Genomic DNA, 18062 nt, shown 5'->3' with positions numbered 1-18062 from the left:
CACGTCGTCGTGCGGACGACTACTCGACCAGCATGGAAGGGCAGCCGCACCGGAGGTGCGACCTCCACGTGCGAGATGCCACTTGTGGGCGGGCGACACGGCGTGTCGTGCTCACAAGTGGCATCTCGCGGAGGGGGTCAGACGTTCGAGACGGCGGAGCTCACGTCGGTGGGCTTGTCGTAGTCGCCGGCCGGGATGGCGCGGAGCGCGTCGAGGACGTCGCTGTCGGCGCCCTCCTTCTCGGCGGTCTCGACGATCGTGTCCTTCGAGGCCGGGTAGTCGATCCCGGCGAGGTACTTCTGGACCTGGATCGGGTTGGGTGCATCCATCGTGCTGTCCTTTCGTCGTTCGGTCAGTGCTGGTGCTCTTCGGTGAAGAGCCGGTCGAAGGCGTCGACGCGCCGGTCGGTGACCGTCGTGGGCGTCTCGAGGTGCACGGCACCGCTGGGGACGAGCCCCGCGCCGCCGAAGCGCTCCATGACGCGCCACTGCGCGGCGACGTCCTCGCCGCTGTGCTCCGGGGGCAGCTGCTCCCAGAAGTCGAAGCCGCCGCAGGCGACGAGCGCCTCGCGACGGTAGAGCACGCACGCCCCGAGCCAGGCGACGCGGTAGGCGCGCCAGGCGCCCTCCGGCACGTCGAGGCGGGCGGCCACGTGGCTGAGGTTCGCGGCGTTGTGCAGCGGCCAGCGCTCGAACTCCGGCGTGCCCCGCCGGATCCGCTCGGGCCGCACGCCCTCGTCCCAGGGCTCGAACGCGGTCTGCTCGTGCGGCCGCTCGTCGCCGAGGTAGGAGAGCCCCTGGACGGCCGAGCCGACGAAGCCGCAGTCCAGGCGCTCGAGCGCCTCGTGCAGCCGCGCGAGCATCCCCGGCTCGAGCCAGACGTCGTCGTCGAGGTAGAGCACCGCGGGGGCGGTGGCGAGCGAGAGCAGGAAGTGTCGCTGCTCTGCGAGGCCGCGCCGGGGGAGGTGGCGGCGCACCAGGGGATCGCGGCCCTGGACCGCGAGGACGCGCAGCATCGAGACCACGGTCGGATCGGTCTCCGTCGCGGCCGAGTCCGACTGGTCGCTGACGATCACGCGGAAGGGCGGGTCGTCCTGCGCCGCGAGGCCCGCGAGGGTCGTCGCCAGCTCGGCCGAGCGGCCGACTGTCGGGATCAGCACGTCGACGGCGGGTGCCTCCGGCGGGATCTCGCGGGCCCAGAGCCCGGACCAGCGGCGGCTGCTCACGGCGCCGACGCCGACCGGATGCGCTGCACCATCTCGGTGGTCGAGTGCTCGGAGACGTAGCCGACGGTGGTGACGGTGCCGCCGTAGGAGCGGACGACCACCGCCTCCGCGAGCATGTCGGGGGCGTAGTCGCCGCCCTTCACGTAGACGTCCGGCTGCACGCGCTCGAGCAGCGGGATCGGGGTGTCGCCGCTGAAGAGCGTGACGTAGTCGACGCAGCCCAGCTCGGCGATGACGCCCGCGCGGTCGCCCTCGGGGTTGATCGGGCGGCCAACGCCCTTCAGCCGGCGGACGGAGTCGTCGTCGTTGACCGCGACGACCAGCACGTCGCCGAGCTCGCGCGCCTGGCGGAGGTAGGCGGTGTGGCCGCGGTGCAGGACGTCGAAGCAGCCGTTGGTGAAGACGATGCGGCGGCCGCGGCGGGCCTCCTCGGCGAGCACCTCGACCAGGCCGTCCTCGCCGAGCACGACCGCGCCGGGGGCGGCGAGCGAGGCGAGCAGGTCGTCCGCGGTGCAGACGGAGGTGCCGGGGCGCTGGACGACCACGTCGGCGGCGGCCTGCGCCAGGTCGACGGCGGTGGCGAGCGAGCGGCCGGCGGCGAGCGCGAGGGTCGCGGTGGCCGCGAAGGTGTCGCCGGCGCCCGACGCCTGCTTCTCCTCCGCGGGCTGCGCGAAGGTGCGGCTGACGGTGCCGTCGGCGTCGAGCGCGGTCGAGCCGTCGCGGTCGAGGGTGACGACGACGTGGCGGGCGCCGGAGCGCTCGCGCAGCCGGTCGGCGGCGGCGCGGACGGCGGCGGCGCGCTCGGTGCCGCGGCCGAGCGGGGTGCCGAGGAGGCGCTCCGCCTCCTTCGCGTTCGGGGTGACGAGGTCCGGGGCCGCGAAGGCCCAGTCGGCGAGCTCGTGCGCGTCGATCACGAGGAGGCCGGGGCGCTGCACGGTGAGCACGCGCTCGACCGCCTCGCGGAGGATCCCGGAGCCGTAGTCGCAGACGAGCACGGCGTCGGCGCCGTCGGCCGCGCGGACGGCAGCCTCGGCGAGCTCGGCCAGCTCGGGGTCGGACGGGCGGTGCGGGCCGGAGTCGACGCGCAGCATCACGCTGTCGCCGCCGACGACGCGGGTCTTGATGGTGGTGGCGGCGTCGCTCCGGACGATCGCGCCCGTGTCCAGGCCCGCGCGCTCGAGCGCGGCGAGGAGACGGTCGCCCTCGGGGTCGCGGCCGGCGACTCCGACCGTGCGGACCACGGCGCCGAGCGCGCAGAGGTTCGCCGCGGTGTTGGCCGCGCCGCCGGCGACGTCGACGACGTCCTCGAGGCGCAGCACCGGGGCGGGGGCCTCGCGGGTGACCCGCTCGGCCTCGCCGAGCCACCACGAGTCGAGGATGAGGTCGCCGACGACGGCGACGACCGGCGGGCGCTCGCGCACGTGCGCGACCAGCGCGCTCGCCCGCTGGAGCGCGGAGCCCTCGAGGCTCATCGCGCGTCGCTCGGGAGGACGGGGAGGCCGAAGTGCACGACCGTGGTGGTGGTCATCTCGTCGAGCAGCTCGGGGCCGTAGCCGAAGCCCGAGCCGCTGGTGCCGCGGGGCTGCGCGCTGCCGCCGGGGGCGCCGCCGAAGACGCCGTTGATCTTGACGGTGCCGACCTTGAGGGTCGCCGCGGCGCGGTGCGCGTGCTCCATGTCGGCGGTGAGGACGGTCGCCGCGAGGCCGTAGGGGCCGGCGGCGGCGCGGGTGAGCGCCTCGTTGAAGTCGTCGACGACGAGGACGGGGGCGACGGGGCCGAAGGTCTCCTCGGTCATCACCAGCATCTCGTCGGTGCAGTCGGCGAGGACGGTGGCGGGGTAGAAGGTGCCGTCGCCGGGCTCGCCGCCGGTCAGGACGCGGGCGCCGTCGCGGACGGCGGAGGTGACGTGCTCGTGCACGGCGTCGCGCATCCGGGCGTCGACCAGGCGGGGGAGCGGGCCGTCGCGCCAGCGCTCGGCCTCGACGACCAGCGCGGCGGTGAAGGCCTCGGCGACGTCGCGGTGCACGTAGATCCGCTCGACGGAGGTGCAGATCTGGCCCGCGTTGGCGAAGGCGCCGAGGGCGGCCTGCTCGGCGGCCCAGACCGGGTCGACGTCGCGGTCGACGACGAGCGCGTCGTTGCCGCCGTTCTCGAGGATGGTGTGCGCGCCGGTGACGGCGGCGATCCGGGCCAGGGCGCGGCCGGTGGCGGTCGAGCCGACGTGCGCGAGGACGTCGACGCCGTCGGTGCGGGCCAGGGCGTCGCCCACGGCGCCGTCGCCCTCGACGAGGGTCAGCACGCCCTCGGGCAGGGCGTCGGCGAGCAGGCGGGTGAAGAGCGCGCCGGTGCCGGGGCTGCGCTCGCTGGGCTTGTGCACGACGACGTCGCCGGAGACGATCGCGGCGCCGAGCATGCCGGCGGCCACGGCGACCGGGTCGTTCCAGGGGGTGAGCGCCAGGACGACGCCGCGCGGGTGCGGCAGCGCGAGGTCGACGTTGAGGGCGCCGCCGCGCAGGCTCTTGCCGCGGTGTAGCGGGCCGAGCTCGGCGTACTGCAGCAGGGTGTCGACGCCGGCGCGGACGCCGCCGAGGGCGTCGCCGGCGGGCTTGCCGGTCTCCTCGGTGTTGAGGTCGGCGAGCTCCTGCTCGCGGGCGGCCACGCGGTGGGCGGCGGCGCGCAGGAGGGCGCCGCGCTCGGCGGGCGCGGTGGCGGCCCAGGCGGGGAAGGCGGCGCGGGCGCGAGAGACTGCCTCGGCGGCGAGGTCGGCGGTGGCGCCGGTCGTGCCGGCGGCGGGGGTCGCGGTGTCGATGGTCACGGTCACCTCTCGGTCGGAGGCGTCCGCAGGGGTCGCGGACGCGCGTGCAGACCTCCGGTACCCGCGCCGGGGCGGCTCAAACGGAACGTCCCGCACAACATCGGCTGAGAGGGGTGGGACGTCCATGCTGATCGAGTAGCCCGCGCAGCGGGCGTATCGAGATCGTCCGCCGTCAGAACGGGAGTCTGCAGATCCGCCCTGCTGGGGACGGCGGGTCTCGATACGCCCCTGCGGGGCTACTCGACCAGCATGTCTGCGGGCGACTCGTCCAGGTAGATCCACCGTTGTCAGAGGGCGGGTCTGCAGATCCGCCCTGTTGGGGACGGTGGGTCTCGATACGCCCCTGCGGGGCTACTCGACCAGCATGTTGGTGTGAGCGGACGTTTCTTCTGGGCTCCGATTGCGGTCATGGGACGTCCATGCTGATCGAGTAGCCCGCGGAGCGGGCGTATCGAGATCCACCGGCGTCAGAGGGCGGGTCTGCAGACTCGCCCTGTTGGGGACGGGGGGTCTCGATTCGGCCGTGCGGGGCTACTCGACCAGCATCAGGCGGGGCCGAGGCGGGTGACGGAGGCCGTGATGGCCGGGGTGCTCTCGCCGTCGGGCCAGCGGAGGGCGACGCCCTCGCCGGGGACGATGCGGCCGATGGCGGCGGTCGTCGTGTGCGGCGTTCCCATCCGGGAGGCGCCGGGACGGTCGGCGGTGAGCATCGCGAAGCCGGGGAAGCAGGAGAGCCAGTCGGCGAGGCCTGCCGCGGTGGGGCGGGGGATCGCGGCGACCTCGAGCTCGGCGCCGGCGCCGGACGCCTCCGCGAGCATGCCGACGGTGCCGACCAGCCCGGCCATGCTGACGTCCTTCGCGCCGTCGGGCGTGCCGGAGCCGACACTAGCTGCGAGCGCCCGCAGCACCTCCGGTGAGCGGCCCGAGGTCGAGTCCCACTGCAGCCCGGCGTAGCCCGGGCGCCAGCCGCCGGCGAGGTCGGCGGTCAGGCTCAGCTCGTGTCCGACCGGGGCGCTGCCGGGGACCGGGCGCGCGGTGCGGCCGAGGCCGGTCACCGAGAGGGCGGCCGGGACGCCGAGCTGAGTGTGCCCGCCGAGCAGCGGCACGCCCCAGGCCTCGGCGCCGGCGCGCAGTCCGCGGAGGATGCGGGCGGCGAAGGAGGCGTCGCGCGCGGCGACCGCGTCGAGCAGGCCGACCGGGTCCGCGCCCATGGCCGTGAGGTCGTTGATGTTGACGAGCACCGAGCACCAGCCCGCCCACTCCGGGTCCCGCTCGACCATCGAGGGGACGATCGCGTCGCAGACGGCGACGAGGTCGGAGCCGGGGACGGGCGCGCCGTCGTCGCCGCGGAAGCCCGGGCCGCCGAGCTGGCTGGCGAAGGCGTCCAGCAGCGGACCGAGCGCGGCCTTGGCGCCGCGCGCGAGCCGGTCGAAGCGGTCGATGGGCCAGCGCATCCGCACATGGGGCGCACCCGCGACCTCGACGGCGCCGAGCCGGTCCCAGCCGAGCCGGCGGAAGAGCACCACGTTCTGCGTCTGCACGGTCGCCTCGAAGCGGATCACCCCGCGCGCCTCGGCCTCGGCGCAGGCGGCCCGCACCAGCGCGGCTCCGATGCCGGCGCCGCCGCGGGCGCTGCGGCGGACGACCAGCCGGCTTCCGGTCCACCAGCCCAGATCCTGCTCGAGGGCGGGAGCGATCCGCACCCCGCCCAGCACGCCGTCGGCCGAGCGGGCGACCAGCACGACGGTGCGCGGATCCTCGTCGAGCGCGTCGCGGTCGTCCGCGTCGAAGAGGCCCTGCTCGCCGACGAAGACCTCGCGGCGCAGCGCGCGGTAGGCGGCCACCTCGGCCGCATCGGCGACCACGACCACGAAGGCGTCGCGGGCAGCAGGCGCGACCGCCCGGACCCCCTCGAGGATCGAGAGCTCCATCAGGCGCCGGCGGTCTTCAGCACGCCGCAGGCGCCGCAGGCCGCGCAGCCCGCCTTCTGCCCGGAGGAGAGCATCCCCGCGGCGATCAGCAGCGCGGCGACCTGCTCGCTGACCTTCTCCAGCAGCGAGCCGGCCGGCGGCAGGACGTGGTCCACCTCCGTCGCCAGCGTGCCCTTCAGCGGCCGGAACGGCACCACGAACGGGTAGATCCCGCGCTCGATCAGCTCGCCGGCGCTCGCGACCAGCTCGTCCGGGTCCTCGCCGAGGCCGACGAGCAGGTACGTCGAGACCTGGTTGCGGCCGAAGATCCGCACCGCCTCGTCCCAGGCCTCCCAGTACTTCGCCGTCGAAACGCGCGCCTTGCCGGGGGTCCAGCGGCGGCGGATGTCGTCGTCCATCGACTCGATGTGGATGCCGATCGAGAGGGCGCCGGCGTCCTTGAGCTCCTGCAGGGCGGCGAGGTCCTCCGGCGGCTCGCACTGCACCTGGATCGGCAGCCCGGGGACGGCCTGGAGCACCGCGCGGACGCAGCGGGCGAGGTGCCGGGCCCCCCGGTCGCGGCCCTTCGAGGTGCCGGTGGTCATCACCATCTGGCGGATGCCGTCGAGCCGGGCGGCCGCCTCGGCGACCTCGGCGAGCTGCGCCGGGGTCTTCACCGCGATGGTGGAGTCGTTGGCGAGCGAGGCCTCGATCGCGCAGAAGCGGCAGCGCTCGGCCTCGTCGTAGCGCATGCAGGTCTGCACGACGGTGGTGGCCAGGATGTTCCGGCCGTGCAGGCGGGCGATCTTCTCGTAGGAGACGCCGTCGGCGGTGTTGAGGTCGTAGAAGCGCGGGCGCTTCACCGGCTCGACGTCGAGGCCGATGTCGGCGCCGTCGAGCAGGAGGCGGCCGTTGGTGACGGCGTAGGGGCTCTTCGGGTTCACCGGGATGGCGGCGCCGAGGCCGCCGAGCATCACGTGCCCGTCGTCGCTCGGGCCGGCGCCGGCCTCGCGGTGCACGGGGGCGTCGACGCGGATGCCCTGCAGGGCGATGTCGACGCGGGTGCGCAGAGCGGAGGAGCCGGTGCGGCGGACGGGGGCCGAGCCGCAGGCGTCGGCGGCGCAGGAGGAGTGGGCGGAGTCGGAGGGTGCGGGATCGGCGGTGCGGAGGCGGGGCGTCTGCAGATCGGTCATGGTGCTCCTCGGAGTCTCGAGTCGAGCGGTGCGCGACGGCGGAGTCCGACGTCGTGAGCCTCCATTAGGTCAACGCGGTGTTTCGGAGCGATGACATCGGGAACGCGATCGTGTTACATCCGGCGGCGGCCCCGATGCCCGCCCGCCGTCACGCAGGCTTCTTCTGGCCGAAACCACTCGGAAACACGAGCGGCCTTGACTGGACGCAGTCGGGACGACCGCTCCCGACCCGGCCCCGTCGCTCCGCTCGTCCTCGCACCGCCCCGAGCGACGCCGGCCTCTGCATCACAGCACCGCCCGTTCCACCCGGCACTCCTGTCCCTGCACCACTCGCTCGCGCCCCGCCCGGCGCGCTCCTCACCGAACCCCGGAGGTTCTCATGACCGACGACCAGACCAGCATCGAAGAGCAGATCAGTGCGAACATCGAGAAGTCGCGCTCCGAGATCGCGCACCCCTCGCTGCCCAAGGGCAGCAACCTCTACGGCTCCACCAAGGTCTTCCCCGACTACCAGGCCGAGCCCGGCCAGTCCTACTTCACCCTCGTGCACGGCATCGCGCACGAGTCCTCGGTCAGCTTCGTCGCGATCCTGCAGGCGACCCGCGCGGCCCGCAAGGGCTTCGAGTCGGCCGTCTACTTCTACGGCCCCGGCACGATCAACGCGATGGCGACCCGCGGCTTCCCGACGGTCGGCGACTCCGGCTTCCCGGGCGAGCAGAACATCAACGACGCCCTGAAGACCTTCATCGACGAGGGCAACCGCGTCTTCGTCTGCCGCTTCGGCATGGCGCTGCACGGCCTGCGCGAGGAGGACCTGATCGAGGGCACCATCCCCTGCCACCCGCTCGACGTCCAGGACGCCGTCATCCACTACGCCCGCAAGGGCGCCATCATCAACTCGACCTACAACCTCTAGGCGCGCGCCATGACCGTCGTCGGATCGGTCGCGGCGAACTTCACCCGCGACCTCGATCAGAACTACGCGCTCATCGCCGCGCTGGCCGAGGAGGCCCGCGAGAAGCGGGTCGAGTTCCTCGTCCTGCCCGAGGCCGCGATCGGCGGCTACCTCTCCTCCCTCGGCAACCACGGCGACACGGTCAAGACGACCACGCGCTCGATGCCGCCGGCGATCGCGCTGGACGGTCCGGAGCTGCGCCGGGTGCAGGAGATCGCCGGCGACCTGCTGGTCGCGATCGGCTTCTGCGAGCTCGACGCGGACGGCGAGACCCGCTACAACGCGGCCGCCCTGCTCGACGGCGGGCAGATCTACGGCAGCTACCGCAAGGTGCACCAGCCGCTCGGCGAGCACATGTCGTACTCGCCCGGGCCCGGCTACTCGGTCTTCGAGACGCCGGTCGGCCGGGTCGGGCTGCAGATCTGCTACGACAAGGCGTTCCCGGAGGCGGCCCGCTCGATGGCGCTGGACGGGGCGGAGATCATCGCCTCGCTCTCGGCCTGGCCGGCCGCGCGGACGGCGACGGCGGAGAACCTGCAGGAGGACCGCTGGACCTACCGCTTCAACCAGTTCGACATCGCCCGCGCCCTGGACAACCAGGTGTTCTGGCTGGCGTCGAACCAGTCCGGCACCTTCGGGTCGCTCCGCTACGTGGGCAACGCGAAGGTCGTCGATCCGGGCGGCAACATCCTGGCGACGACGCTGCTCGGCTCGGGGATGGCGGTCGCCGACATCGACGTGCGGGGCACCTTCGAGGCGATGCGCGGCGGGATGTTCCACCTCCGCGACCGCCGGCCGGACGCCTACGACATCGAGCGCGTGTGGAGCGGAGGGCTGGTCCATGCCTGAGATGACCTTCCACGTCCGCTGGCCGGACGGCGTCGAGGAGCGCTGCTACTCGCCGAGCCTGGTGATGCACGACTACCTCGCCGAGGGCGAGAGCTACCCGCTCGAGGACTTCGTCGGCCGCTCGACCGAGGCGCTGCGGCTGGCGAGCGAGCGGGTGCGCGCGAAGTTCGGCTTCGCCTGCACCTCCGCGCTGCAGCAGGAGTCGGAGATCCTCGCGGCCGCCGCGCGCTTCGACGGCGGGCGCGTGCGGGTGCTGGCGATGGATCCGCCGCTCCCTCCGTCCTCCGTCCCCGCGTCCGCGCAGGGGGCGCGCGCATGACCGCGCTCGAGAACGGCCGGCACCTGCCGGTCGCCGTGATCGGCGCCGGCCAGGCCGGGCTGTCGGTCAGCCGACTGCTCACCGACCAGGGCGTCGAGCACCTCGTGATCGAGCGCGACACGATCGCGCACGACTGGATCGACCGCCGCTGGGACAACTTCACGCTCGTCACGCCGAACTGGCAGTGCCGGCTCCCCGGCTACCCCTACGACGGTGACGACCCGGACGGGTTCATGACCCGCGACGAGGTGCACGCCTGGGTGCGGCGCTACGCCGAGTCGTTCGGCGCGCCGGTGGCCGAGGACACCGAGGTGCTCCGGCTGCGAGAGAGCGCCGACGGGGCGTTCGAGATCGTCACCTCGCGCGGCACGATCACGGCGGACCAGGTCGTCGTCGCCACCGGCGGCTACCACCGGCCGGTCCTGCCGGCGGTCGCGCACCGCATCCCGGACGCGATCGTGCAGCTGCACTCGGCGGACTACCGCTCCGCCGCGGCGCTGCCCGAGGGCGGCGTGCTCGTCGTCGGCTCCGGCCAGTCCGGCGCGCAGATCGCGGAGGACCTCTTCCTCGAGGGGCGCGACGTGCACCTGGCACTGGGGACGGCTCCGCGGGTCGCCCGGTTCTACCGCGGCCGCGACTGCGTCGCCTGGCTCGCCGACATGGGCGTCTACGACGTGCCGGTGCACGCGCAGGTGGGCGGGCTCTCCAAGCGGGAGTCGACCAACCACTATGTCACCGGACGCGGCGGCGGTCGCGACATCGACCTGCGGGCGTTCGCCCGCGATGGGATGACGCTCTACGGCCGGCTGCAGCACGTCGAGGGCGGGTCGCTGCGGTTCGCGCCGACGGCGGAGGCGTCGCTCGACTACGCGGACTCGGTGGCGGAGTCGATCAAGAACGACATCGACGCCTACATCGAGCGCTCGGGGATCCAGGCGCCGACCGAGGCTCGCTACACGCCGGTCTGGCGGCCGGAGCGCGAGATCGAGGAGCTCGACCTGGCGGCCGCCGGGATCACGAGCATCGTCTGGGCGGTCGGCTTCCGGGCCGACTACTCCTGGATGCAGATCGGCGTCTTCGACGGCGCCGGGCACCCCACCCACCGGCGCGGCGCCACCGCCGTGCCCGGGCTGCACTTCCTCGGGCTGCCGTGGCTGAACACCTGGGGCTCCGGGCGCTTCGAGGCGATCGCGCGGGATGCGGAGCACGTGGTGCAGCAGCTGCTCGGCGGCGCGCGGTTGAACCGTCTCGAGGGCGCCGCGGTACGGTGACGGCCACGCGCTCGCCGCGGGCGCGCCGTCCGGCCGCGCGGGGCAGCGGAGGGCGACGGCTTCCTGTCCGCCCGAGCGCACCGTCCGCCTGCAGAGGGCGGGAGAGAAGGACCATGTCGACGATCACGATGGCCGCGGTCGCGGCGCACTTCGGCCGCGACATCGAGCGCACCCTGATCAAGCTGCCCGGCATGATCGCGAGCGCGCAGGAGCGCGGGATCGACCTGCTGGTGCTGCCGGACGCGACCCTCGGCGGCTACCTCCTCGACATGCACCACCCCGGCCCGGACGACCTGCCGCAGGCCGTGGAGGTCGACGGGCCGGAGGTCGCGGCCGTCGCGGCGATGGCGGGCGACACCACCGTCTGCTTCGGCATCGCGGAGCGCGCGCTCGAGGGCGGTGAGGAGCGGCGCTACAACTCGGCGGTCTGCGTGCAGGGCGGCGAGGTGATCGGGACGCACCGCAAGGTGCACCTGCCGCTGGGCGAGTCGGAGGCGTACGCGGCGGGCGACTCCTTCCGCTCGTTCGACACGGCCGTGGGGCGGATCGGGATGATGATCGACTTCGACAAGACCTTCCCGGAGTCGGCGCGCTCGCTCGCCCTCGACGGGGCGGAGATCCTCTGCTGCCTCAGCGCCTGGCCGGCGAGCGTCACCGACAGATCGGACCGGATCCGCAACGACCGCCAGGCGCACCTGTTCGACCTCTACGACTGCGCGCGTGCCGCGGAGAACCAGGTCTACCTGGTCTCCTCGAACCAGACCGGCGTGCTCGGCGGGCTGCGCTTCCTCGGGCAGGCGAAGGTCGTGGACCCGGCCGGCGAGATCCTCGCGAAGACCTGGGCGAAGGGCGGGCTGGCGGTCGCGACGGACGACGTCGCCGCCTCCGTCGCCCGCGCTCGCCGCAGCATGGACCACCTGCGCGACCGCGCCGAGCACGCGTACCACCGCGCGGCTCCCACCGTCTGAACTTGGCGCCGCCCGTCCGACCGGTGCCGCCCGTGGGCGCCGCCCCGCCCGAAGGAGACCCCGTGCGGATCGCGCAGCTGACCTACTCCACCAAGCCCCGCGGCGGCGTGGTGCACACGCTCGCGCTGTCGGAGGCGCTGGCCCGGCGCGGGCACGAGGTGACCGTCTGGACGCTCGGCCGCGGCGGCGACTCCGCCTTCTTCCGCGCGGTCGACCCCGCGGTTGCGGTCCGGGTGGTGCCGTTCGCGGCGCGCGACGGGGAGGACGTCGGCGACCGGATCGTCCGCTCGCTCGATGCGATGGCGGCGGCGCTCGGCGACGACGGCGAGGAGTGGGACGTCGTGCATGCGCAGGACTGCATCTCGGCGAACGCCGCGCTCGACGCGGGCTTCGCGGGGGCCGGCGGGCTGCTCCGCACGGTGCACCATCTCGACGCCTTCACGACGCCCGCGCTGATCGCCTGCCACGAGCGCGCGATCACCGGGCCGGCCGGGCTGCTCGCGGTGTCGCGGGCGGTCGCGGACGAGGTGGCGGCGGGTTGGGGGCGGGCGCCGGCGGTGATCCCGAACGGCGTCGACGCCGCGCGGTTCGCCGCCGCGGCCGGCGGTGCCGCGGCGGGGGAGTGGCGGGCCGAGCTCGGCCGCTACGTGCTCGCGCTCGGCGGCATCGAGCCGAGGAAGGGCAGCATCGACCTGCTCGAGGCGTTCGCGGGGCTGGCTCCGGGGACGGCGCTCGTCTTCGGCGGCGGGGAGACGCTGTTCGACTACCGGGGCTACCGCGAGGAGTTCGAGCGCCGCGCGGCCGAGCTGGGTGTCGTGCCGGTCGTGCTCGGCACGGTGCCGGAGGAGCGGCTCGCGGCGCTCGTCGCCGGTGCGGCGGTCCTCGGCTTCGTCTCGACCAAGGAGGGCTTCGGGCTGGCGGCGATGGAGGCGCTCGCCGCGGGGGTGCCGGTCATCGCGCGCGATCTGCCGGTGCTGCGCGAGGTGTTCGGGGAGACGGTGGCGTACGGGAGCGACGTGGCGGGGATCCGGGGTGCGCTCGCCGCGGCGCTCGCGGGGGAGGCGCCGGAGCCCGGGCCCGGGCGGGAGCTCGCGTTCTCGCACTCGTGGGACGACGTCGCGGCGAGCCACGAGGCGCTGTACCTCTCTCACGTCGGCGGCAGCTGATGCGGCGGTCGTTCTCGCGGTGCTTCTCGGCGCTCGCCGAGGGGGATCCCGAGCGCGTCGTGGTCGTCGCGGACGACGCGATCCTCACTGCGGGCGCCCTGGACCGGGCCTCGAACCGGCTCGCGCGCGCCTACGCGGCGCGCGGCGTCACTCCGGACTCGCTGGTCGCTGTCTCGCTGCCGAACAGCGCCGAGCTGGTGCTGGCCTGCGCGGCGATCTGGAAGGCGGGCGCGACGCCGCAGCCGCTCTCGCGCGGGCTGTCGGCGCGGGAGCTCGCCGAGGTCGGCGCGCTCGGGCGGCCCTCGCTGAGCGTCGGCGTGGAGCTGGAGGGCGTGCCCTTCGTGCCCGCCGGCTTCACGCCCGACCCGGCGCTGCCGGACGACGAGCTGCCGGATCTCTGGGCTGCGTCGTGGAAGGCGCCCGCCTCCTCCGGCAGCACCGGGCGGCCGAAGATCGTGCTCGCGGCGGCGCCCGCGCTGATGGATCCGACGCAGCCGGTCGCGGCGTTCCTGCCGCGGGAGGGGGTGCAGCTCGTCGCCGGGCCGCTCACCCACTCCGCGACCTTCACCTACGCCTTCCGCGGGCTGCTGACCGGGCAGCGGCTGGTGATCCTGCCGCGCTTCGACGAGGTGCTGGTGCTCGCGGCGATCGCGGAGCACCGGGTGACCTGGGCCCTGCTGGTGCCGACGATGATCCACCGGCTGCTGCGCGCGCCCGGGCATCGGGACGCGGATGTGTCGTCGCTCGAGACGGTGCTGCACCTCGGCTCGCCCTGTCCGCCTGCGGACAAGCGCGCGCTGATCGACTGGCTCGGTGCGGAGAAGGTCGTGGAGGTCTACGCGGGCAGCGAGTCGAACGGGCTGACGATGATCCGCGGCGACGAGTGGCTCGAGCGGCCCGGGAGCGTCGGCAGGCCGATCGGCGGCACGGAGCTGCGGGTGCTGCGGTCGGACGGGACGGAGTGCGCGCCGGGCGAGCCCGGGCTCGTGCAGCTGCGCCGTGGAGAGCCGACCTACCGCTACCTCGGCGGGCAGTCGAAGCGGACCGACGACGGCTGGGACACCCTCGGCGACCTCGGCTCCGTCGATGCGGACGGCTTCCTCACCGTGCTCGACCGCGCCGACGATCTGATCCTGCGCGGCGGGGTGAACGTGTACCCGGCCGAGATCGAGCGCGTCCTGGAGCAGCACCCGGCCGTGCGGGGCGCGGTCGCCTTCGGCGTCCCGGACCCCGAGCTCGGCCAGGCGGTGGAGGCCGTCGTCGACATCGCGGAGAGCGACGTGACGGAGGAGGAGCTGCTCGCCTTCGCGCGCGAGCACCTCGGCTCGCGGGCGCCGCGGGCCTTGCGACTCCAGCGCTCACCGCTCCGCGACGACGCGGGCAAGATCCGTCGCGGGGCACTCGCCGCAGACTGACCGCCCGAGAGCGCCACGGCGGCGCCCCTCCTCATGCTGGTCGAGTAGCCCCGCAGGGGCGTATCGAGCGAGGAAGCCGCTTCGCGTCTCGGTGGTGAGGGAGAAGGACGCGGCTGCGCCGCGTCATGCTGGTCGAGTAGCCCCGGAGGGGCGTATCGAGACCCGCCGTCACCAACAGGGCGGGTCTGCAGACTCAGGTTCTGACGGTGGTGGATCTCGATACGCCCGCTTCGCGGGCTACTCGATCAGCATGGAATTCCCGCATCTGCTTGCTGTATGTCCATGTTGGTCGAGTAGCCCCGCAGGGGCGTATCGAGACCCGCCGTCCTCGGCAGGGCGGATCTGCAGACTCGAGTTCTGACGCTGGTGGATCTCGATACGCCCGCTGCGCGGGCTACTCGATCAGCATGACCCGTCCGCAGGGGCGTATCGAGACCCGCCGTCCCCAGCAGGGCGGGTCGGACGGCCTCTCGGCTCGTTGCGATGATCTCGTACCGGTCGCCGACGGTTTCGGATCGCCCCCGACGGGGAAGAGGAGGAGTGCCCCTTCCCCGGAGCCGCCGCGCGCGACTCCGCCCCACCGAGAGGAACGACCGTGGTCGCCATCGCCCCGCTCCGAGACCGCTTCGACGGAGTCGAGAGGATCGCCGTCCTGCGCGGCGGCGGACTCGGCGACCTGCTGTTCGCGCTGCCCGCCGTGGACGCGCTCGCCGCCGCCTACCCCGGCGCCGAGATCGTGCTGCTCGGCACTCCGGCGCACCGCGTGCTGCTCCAGGGCGTCGAGTCGCCGGTGAGCGACGTCGAGATCCTGCCGGTGGCGCAGGGCGTCCGCGACGGCGAGGGCGAGGATCCGCAGGTCGTCGAGGACTTCGCCGAGCGGATGCGCGCGCGGCGCTTCGACCTCGCGGTGCAGCTGCACGGCGGGGGGCGCTACTCCAACCCGTTCCTGCAGCGCCTCGGCGCGCGGCACACCATCGGCTCGCGCACCGACGACGCGGCCGAGCTCGAGCGCACGATCCCCTACGTCTACTACCAGCACGAGATGCTGCGCGCGCTCGAGATCGTCGGGCTCGCGGGGGCGGCGGCGGTGCGGCTGGAGCCGTCGCTGCAGGTCGACCCGGAGCGCCGCGACCGGCTCGCCGCCGCCCTGCCCGCCGGCGGACCGCTGGTGCTGATCCATCCGGGGGCGACCGACGTCCGGCGCCGATGGAGCTCCGCGAACTTCGCCGAGGTCGCCCGCGCGCTGCTCGCCGACGGGGCGCGCGTGCTCGTCGTGGGCGACGACTCCGACGCGCCCGCGGCCGACGCGATCGTCGCGGGCGCTCCCGGCGCGGTGTCCTGGGCCGGCACGGTCGAGCTGCCGGACCTCGCTCCGCTGCTCTCGCTCGCCGACCTCGTCCTCGGCAACGACAGCGGACCGCGCCACCTCGCGGCGGCGGTCGGCGCGCCCACGGTCGGCGTGTTCTGGGTCGGCAACGCCATCAACGCCCAGCCCCTCGGCCGCCAGCGCCACCGCCTCCAGCTCAGCTGGACCACGCGCTGCCCGGTCTGCGACGTCGACGTCACCCAGGTCGGCTGGACCGCCGAGCGCTGCGAGCACGAGCTGTCCTTCGTCGACGACGTCCCCGTCGCCCGCGTCCTCGAGGACGTCCGCGGAGTCCTCGCCGCCACCCGCTGACCCCCGTGCCCACGCCACCTGCTCGCCCCCTCCCCAACCGCGAGATGCCACTTATGAGCCGCGACACCGGCGTGTCGTGCTCATAAGTGGCATCTCGCGGAAGGGGGCGGACGCGAGGGCGCGTCAGACGCCCGGGGCGTCAGTGGCTCACGGCCAGGAGGGCTCCTCCTCGTGGGTGATGACGAGCTCGCGGACCTCGCAGCCGCGGGGCTGGCCGAGGACGAACATGACGGCGTTCGCGACGTTCTCCGGGTCGTTGAGGAGCGCGTCGGGGCCCGGCTTGTACTGGGCGTCGCGGTCGTCGAAGAAGCGGGTCTTCATGCCGGAGGGGATCAGCGTCGTGACGCCGATCTCGCCCTTGGTCTCTGCCGCGAGGGCGCGGGTGAAGCCCAGCACGCCGAACTTCGACGCGCAGTAGGCGGTCGCGTCCGAGACGGCCTTGATCGCGAGCGAGGACGCGACGGTGACGACGCGGCCGTGGGTCTCGGTGAGGAACGGCAGCGCGGCGCGGACGACGGCGGCGGTGCCGAGCAGGTTGACCGAGATCACGCGCTCCCACTCCTCCGGCTCGACGTCGACGAGGCGGCCGCAGCGGTCGATGCCGGCCGCGGTGACGACGGCGTCGAGGCCGCCGTGCTCACGGGCGATCTCGACGACGGCCTTCTCGGCCTCGCGGGTCCTGGCGACGTCCACCTGGTAGGCGGCGACGCCCTCCTGGACGTTCGAGACGTCGCGGTCGAGGACGATCGGGGTGCCGCCCGCGGCCGTGACGGCGGCGGCGACGGCGGCTCCGAGTCCGGAGGCGCCTCCGGTGATCAGGACGCGGCCGATGGGGGTGGGGGTGGTGGTCATGGGTGTCCCTTCCAGGATCGTCAGCGCCGACAGGATCGGCGCAGCGGGGCGATGGTCGGCCGGAGCCGACGCGGTCAGCCGACGCGCGCGAGCGCGGCGGCGAGATGGGTGGTCGAGCGGCCTGCGTGGTACGGCACCGTCAGGACGCGGCCGCCCCACTCGGCGACCGTCGCGGTCTCAGGCAGCGATTCGGCGGAGTAGTCGCCGCCCTTCACCCAGACGTCCGGGCGGATGCGGCGCAGCGCCTCGTCGGGGGTGTCCTCGCCGAAGACGAGGACCGCGTCGACGCACTCGAGCGCGAGCAGCAGGTCGACCCGGTCGTCCTCGGGGATGATCGGCCGGGCCGGTCCCTTCAGCCTCCGGACGGAGTCGTCCGAGTTGAGGCAGACGATCAGGCAGTCGCCGAGCGCCCGGGCGGCCGAGAGGGTGCGGGCGTGACCGGCGTGCAGCAGGTCGAAGCAGCCGCCGGTCGCGACCACGGTGCCGCCGGTGCCGCGGACGGCCTCGGCGACGCGCAGCGCATCCACGCCCGACGCCCCGTGCAGGGCGGCGGTGTCGGCCGGAGCGCCGAGGGAGGCGACGCCGCCCGCGAGCAGGTAGGCCCCGGCCGCGGCGACGGCCGCGCCGACCGCCTCGGAGGGGGTGGCCCCGCCGGCCAGCGCGACGGCGGCGGAGGCGGCGAAGCGGTCGCCCGCTCCGCAGGGATCGGTCGGCGGCACCGCGGCGGCGGGGTGCACCACCGGCACGCCGGCGCCGCGCGAGCGGACCAGAGCGCCGCCGGAGCCCATCGTCACGGCGACCGCGCCGCAGCCCCAGCGCTCGAGCAGCGTGGTGGCGGCGGTCTCCGCGAGAGTGACGCCGCGGCCACTCGCCCCGGAGAAGCCGGTCGCCTCGCCCAGGTTCGGCGTCGCGAGAGTCGTCCCGGCGACGGGCTCGGTCCCACGCGGGTGCGGATCCCAGACCAGCGGCACCGTCAGCGCGTCGAGGGCGGCGCGGAGCGAGGCGTCCTCGGTGAGCCGGCGGCCGTAGTCCGCGACGACGACCGCGTCGACCTCGCCGAGCACGGCGAGCATCTCCTCGGTCACGCCCGGCACCGGCGGGCGCTCGCAGCCGCGGTCGAAGCGCACGACGGCCTGGCCGGAGGCGGCGACGCGCGTCTTCACGGGCGTCGGCGCGCCGGAGGGCCCGGCGACCACGCGGACACCGTCGAGGGCGGCGAGCAGCTCGGCCGCATCGGGATCGGCGGCGTCGGCCAGCGCCGTCACCAGCACGACCTCGTGGCCGTCGCGCACCAGCATCCGCGCCACCAGCCCGGCGCCGCCGGCGCGCACCCCGCGGGTCGACACGTCGACCACGGGCACGGGCGCGTCGGGGCTCAGCCGCTCGGCCGGCCCGGAGAGGTCGACGTCGAGCATCACGTCGCCGACCACGGCGATCCGCAGGCGG

At 74.4% G+C, this 18062-nt stretch carries 16 protein-coding genes; 8 read left to right on the top strand and 8 right to left on the bottom strand.

The features are described from left to right. Window positions 1-137: 137 nt before the first annotated feature. The 6 genes from HQQ86_RS08235 to HQQ86_RS08210 form a co-directional block, all read right to left on the bottom strand. On the bottom strand, window positions 138-329 hold the full coding sequence (locus HQQ86_RS08235) for a DUF2795 domain-containing protein (RefSeq protein WP_173287674.1): 192 nt from the start codon (window positions 327-329) through the stop codon (window positions 138-140). A 23-nt stretch (window positions 330-352) separates the two neighbouring features. Then, window positions 353-1225 carry a glycosyltransferase gene (locus tag HQQ86_RS08230; protein WP_367948592.1) on the bottom strand — a complete coding sequence of 291 codons (873 nt, stop codon included), beginning with the start codon at window positions 1223-1225 and terminating at the stop codon, window positions 353-355. Continuing rightward, complete coding sequence (gene rfaE2 / locus HQQ86_RS08225) at window positions 1222-2697, bottom strand: D-glycero-beta-D-manno-heptose 1-phosphate adenylyltransferase (protein WP_173287673.1); 1476 nt, start codon at window positions 2695-2697, stop codon at window positions 1222-1224. The genes HQQ86_RS08230 and rfaE2 overlap by 4 nt, the downstream gene beginning before the upstream one ends. After that, window positions 2694-4034: an aldehyde dehydrogenase gene (locus HQQ86_RS08220; protein ID WP_367948654.1), complete on the bottom strand. Its 1341-nt coding sequence runs from the start codon at window positions 4032-4034 to the stop codon at window positions 2694-2696. The genes rfaE2 and HQQ86_RS08220 overlap by 4 nt, the downstream gene beginning before the upstream one ends. A 551-nt stretch (window positions 4035-4585) precedes the next feature. Beyond that, complete coding sequence (locus HQQ86_RS08215; protein WP_173287671.1) at window positions 4586-5971, bottom strand: MSMEG_0567/sll0787 family protein; 1386 nt, start codon at window positions 5969-5971, stop codon at window positions 4586-4588. Continuing rightward, window positions 5971-7143, bottom strand: a complete 1173-nt coding sequence (locus HQQ86_RS08210; RefSeq protein ID WP_173287670.1) for an MSMEG_0568 family radical SAM protein — start codon at window positions 7141-7143, stop codon at window positions 5971-5973. The genes HQQ86_RS08215 and HQQ86_RS08210 overlap by 1 nt, the downstream gene beginning before the upstream one ends. Window positions 7144-7522: 379 nt before the next feature. Here HQQ86_RS08210 and HQQ86_RS08205 point away from each other — a divergent pair, with 379 nt between their 5' ends. From HQQ86_RS08205 to HQQ86_RS08170, 8 genes are all read left to right on the top strand, one after another. Beyond that, window positions 7523-8059 (top strand): MSMEG_0572/Sll0783 family nitrogen starvation response protein, encoded by a 537-nt coding sequence (locus tag HQQ86_RS08205; RefSeq protein WP_173287669.1) that lies wholly within the window; start codon window positions 7523-7525, stop codon window positions 8057-8059. 9 nt (window positions 8060-8068) lie between these two features. Next, window positions 8069-8947, top strand: coding sequence for a carbon-nitrogen hydrolase family protein (locus tag HQQ86_RS08200; protein WP_123737256.1), 879 nt, complete (start codon window positions 8069-8071; stop codon window positions 8945-8947). After that, window positions 8940-9266, top strand: coding sequence for an MSMEG_0570 family nitrogen starvation response protein (locus HQQ86_RS08195; protein ID WP_173287668.1), 327 nt, complete (start codon window positions 8940-8942; stop codon window positions 9264-9266). The genes HQQ86_RS08200 and HQQ86_RS08195 overlap by 8 nt, the downstream gene beginning before the upstream one ends. After that, on the top strand, window positions 9263-10537 hold the full coding sequence (locus tag HQQ86_RS08190) for an MSMEG_0569 family flavin-dependent oxidoreductase (RefSeq protein ID WP_173287667.1): 1275 nt from the start codon (window positions 9263-9265) through the stop codon (window positions 10535-10537). The genes HQQ86_RS08195 and HQQ86_RS08190 overlap by 4 nt, the downstream gene beginning before the upstream one ends. A gap of 113 nt (window positions 10538-10650) precedes the next feature. Beyond that, the gene (locus HQQ86_RS08185) at window positions 10651-11505 is read left to right on the top strand and encodes a carbon-nitrogen hydrolase family protein (RefSeq protein WP_173287666.1); all 855 of its coding nucleotides are present in this window, start codon (window positions 10651-10653) and stop codon (window positions 11503-11505) included. Between the two features lie 62 nt (window positions 11506-11567). Then, window positions 11568-12671, top strand: a complete 1104-nt coding sequence (locus tag HQQ86_RS08180) for an MSMEG_0565 family glycosyltransferase (protein ID WP_173287665.1) — start codon at window positions 11568-11570, stop codon at window positions 12669-12671. Beyond that, window positions 12671-14086, top strand: a complete 1416-nt coding sequence (locus HQQ86_RS08175; RefSeq protein ID WP_173287664.1) for an AMP-binding protein — start codon at window positions 12671-12673, stop codon at window positions 14084-14086. The genes HQQ86_RS08180 and HQQ86_RS08175 overlap by 1 nt, the downstream gene beginning before the upstream one ends. Before the next feature lie 595 nt (window positions 14087-14681). Continuing rightward, complete coding sequence (locus HQQ86_RS08170; protein WP_173287663.1) at window positions 14682-15764, top strand: glycosyltransferase family 9 protein; 1083 nt, start codon at window positions 14682-14684, stop codon at window positions 15762-15764. A 147-nt stretch (window positions 15765-15911) separates the two neighbouring features. Here the strand turns inward: HQQ86_RS08170 and HQQ86_RS08165 are convergent, their stop codons facing one another. Together HQQ86_RS08165 and HQQ86_RS08160 are read right to left on the bottom strand one after the other, a co-directional pair. Beyond that, complete coding sequence (locus tag HQQ86_RS08165; protein WP_123705034.1) at window positions 15912-16616, bottom strand: SDR family oxidoreductase; 705 nt, start codon at window positions 16614-16616, stop codon at window positions 15912-15914. Window positions 16617-16690: 74 nt separating this feature from the next. Then, the gene (locus HQQ86_RS08160; RefSeq protein WP_173288724.1) at window positions 16691-18058 is read right to left on the bottom strand and encodes a PfkB family carbohydrate kinase; all 1368 of its coding nucleotides are present in this window, start codon (window positions 18056-18058) and stop codon (window positions 16691-16693) included. Between the last annotated feature and the right edge of the window lie 4 nt (window positions 18059-18062).

This window comes from Rathayibacter sp. VKM Ac-2857 (assembly GCF_013205025.1).
GTDB lineage: Bacteria > Actinomycetota > Actinomycetes > Actinomycetales > Microbacteriaceae > Rathayibacter.
Note: the sequence above shows the minus strand (reverse complement) of the source record. Positions and strands in the feature narration are given on the sequence as shown.

Coding starts and splice junctions, on each gene's coding strand:
- HQQ86_RS08190 (WP_173287667.1), top strand. CDS start 9,263: ATGACCGCGCTCGAGAACGGCCGGCACCTGCCGGTCGCCGTGATCGGC.
- rfaE2 (WP_173287673.1), bottom strand. CDS start 2,697: ATGAGCCTCGAGGGCTCCGCGCTCCAGCGGGCGAGCGCGCTGGTCGCG.
- HQQ86_RS08185 (WP_173287666.1), top strand. CDS start 10,651: ATGTCGACGATCACGATGGCCGCGGTCGCGGCGCACTTCGGCCGCGAC.
- HQQ86_RS08195 (WP_173287668.1), top strand. CDS start 8,940: ATGCCTGAGATGACCTTCCACGTCCGCTGGCCGGACGGCGTCGAGGAG.
- HQQ86_RS08165 (WP_123705034.1), bottom strand. CDS start 16,616: ATGACCACCACCCCCACCCCCATCGGCCGCGTCCTGATCACCGGAGGC.
- HQQ86_RS08210 (WP_173287670.1), bottom strand. CDS start 7,143: ATGACCGATCTGCAGACGCCCCGCCTCCGCACCGCCGATCCCGCACCC.
- HQQ86_RS08215 (WP_173287671.1), bottom strand. CDS start 5,971: ATGGAGCTCTCGATCCTCGAGGGGGTCCGGGCGGTCGCGCCTGCTGCC.
- HQQ86_RS08200 (WP_123737256.1), top strand. CDS start 8,069: ATGACCGTCGTCGGATCGGTCGCGGCGAACTTCACCCGCGACCTCGAT.
- HQQ86_RS08205 (WP_173287669.1), top strand. CDS start 7,523: ATGACCGACGACCAGACCAGCATCGAAGAGCAGATCAGTGCGAACATC.
- HQQ86_RS08175 (WP_173287664.1), top strand. CDS start 12,671: ATGCGGCGGTCGTTCTCGCGGTGCTTCTCGGCGCTCGCCGAGGGGGAT.
- HQQ86_RS08235 (WP_173287674.1), bottom strand. CDS start 329: ATGGATGCACCCAACCCGATCCAGGTCCAGAAGTACCTCGCCGGGATC.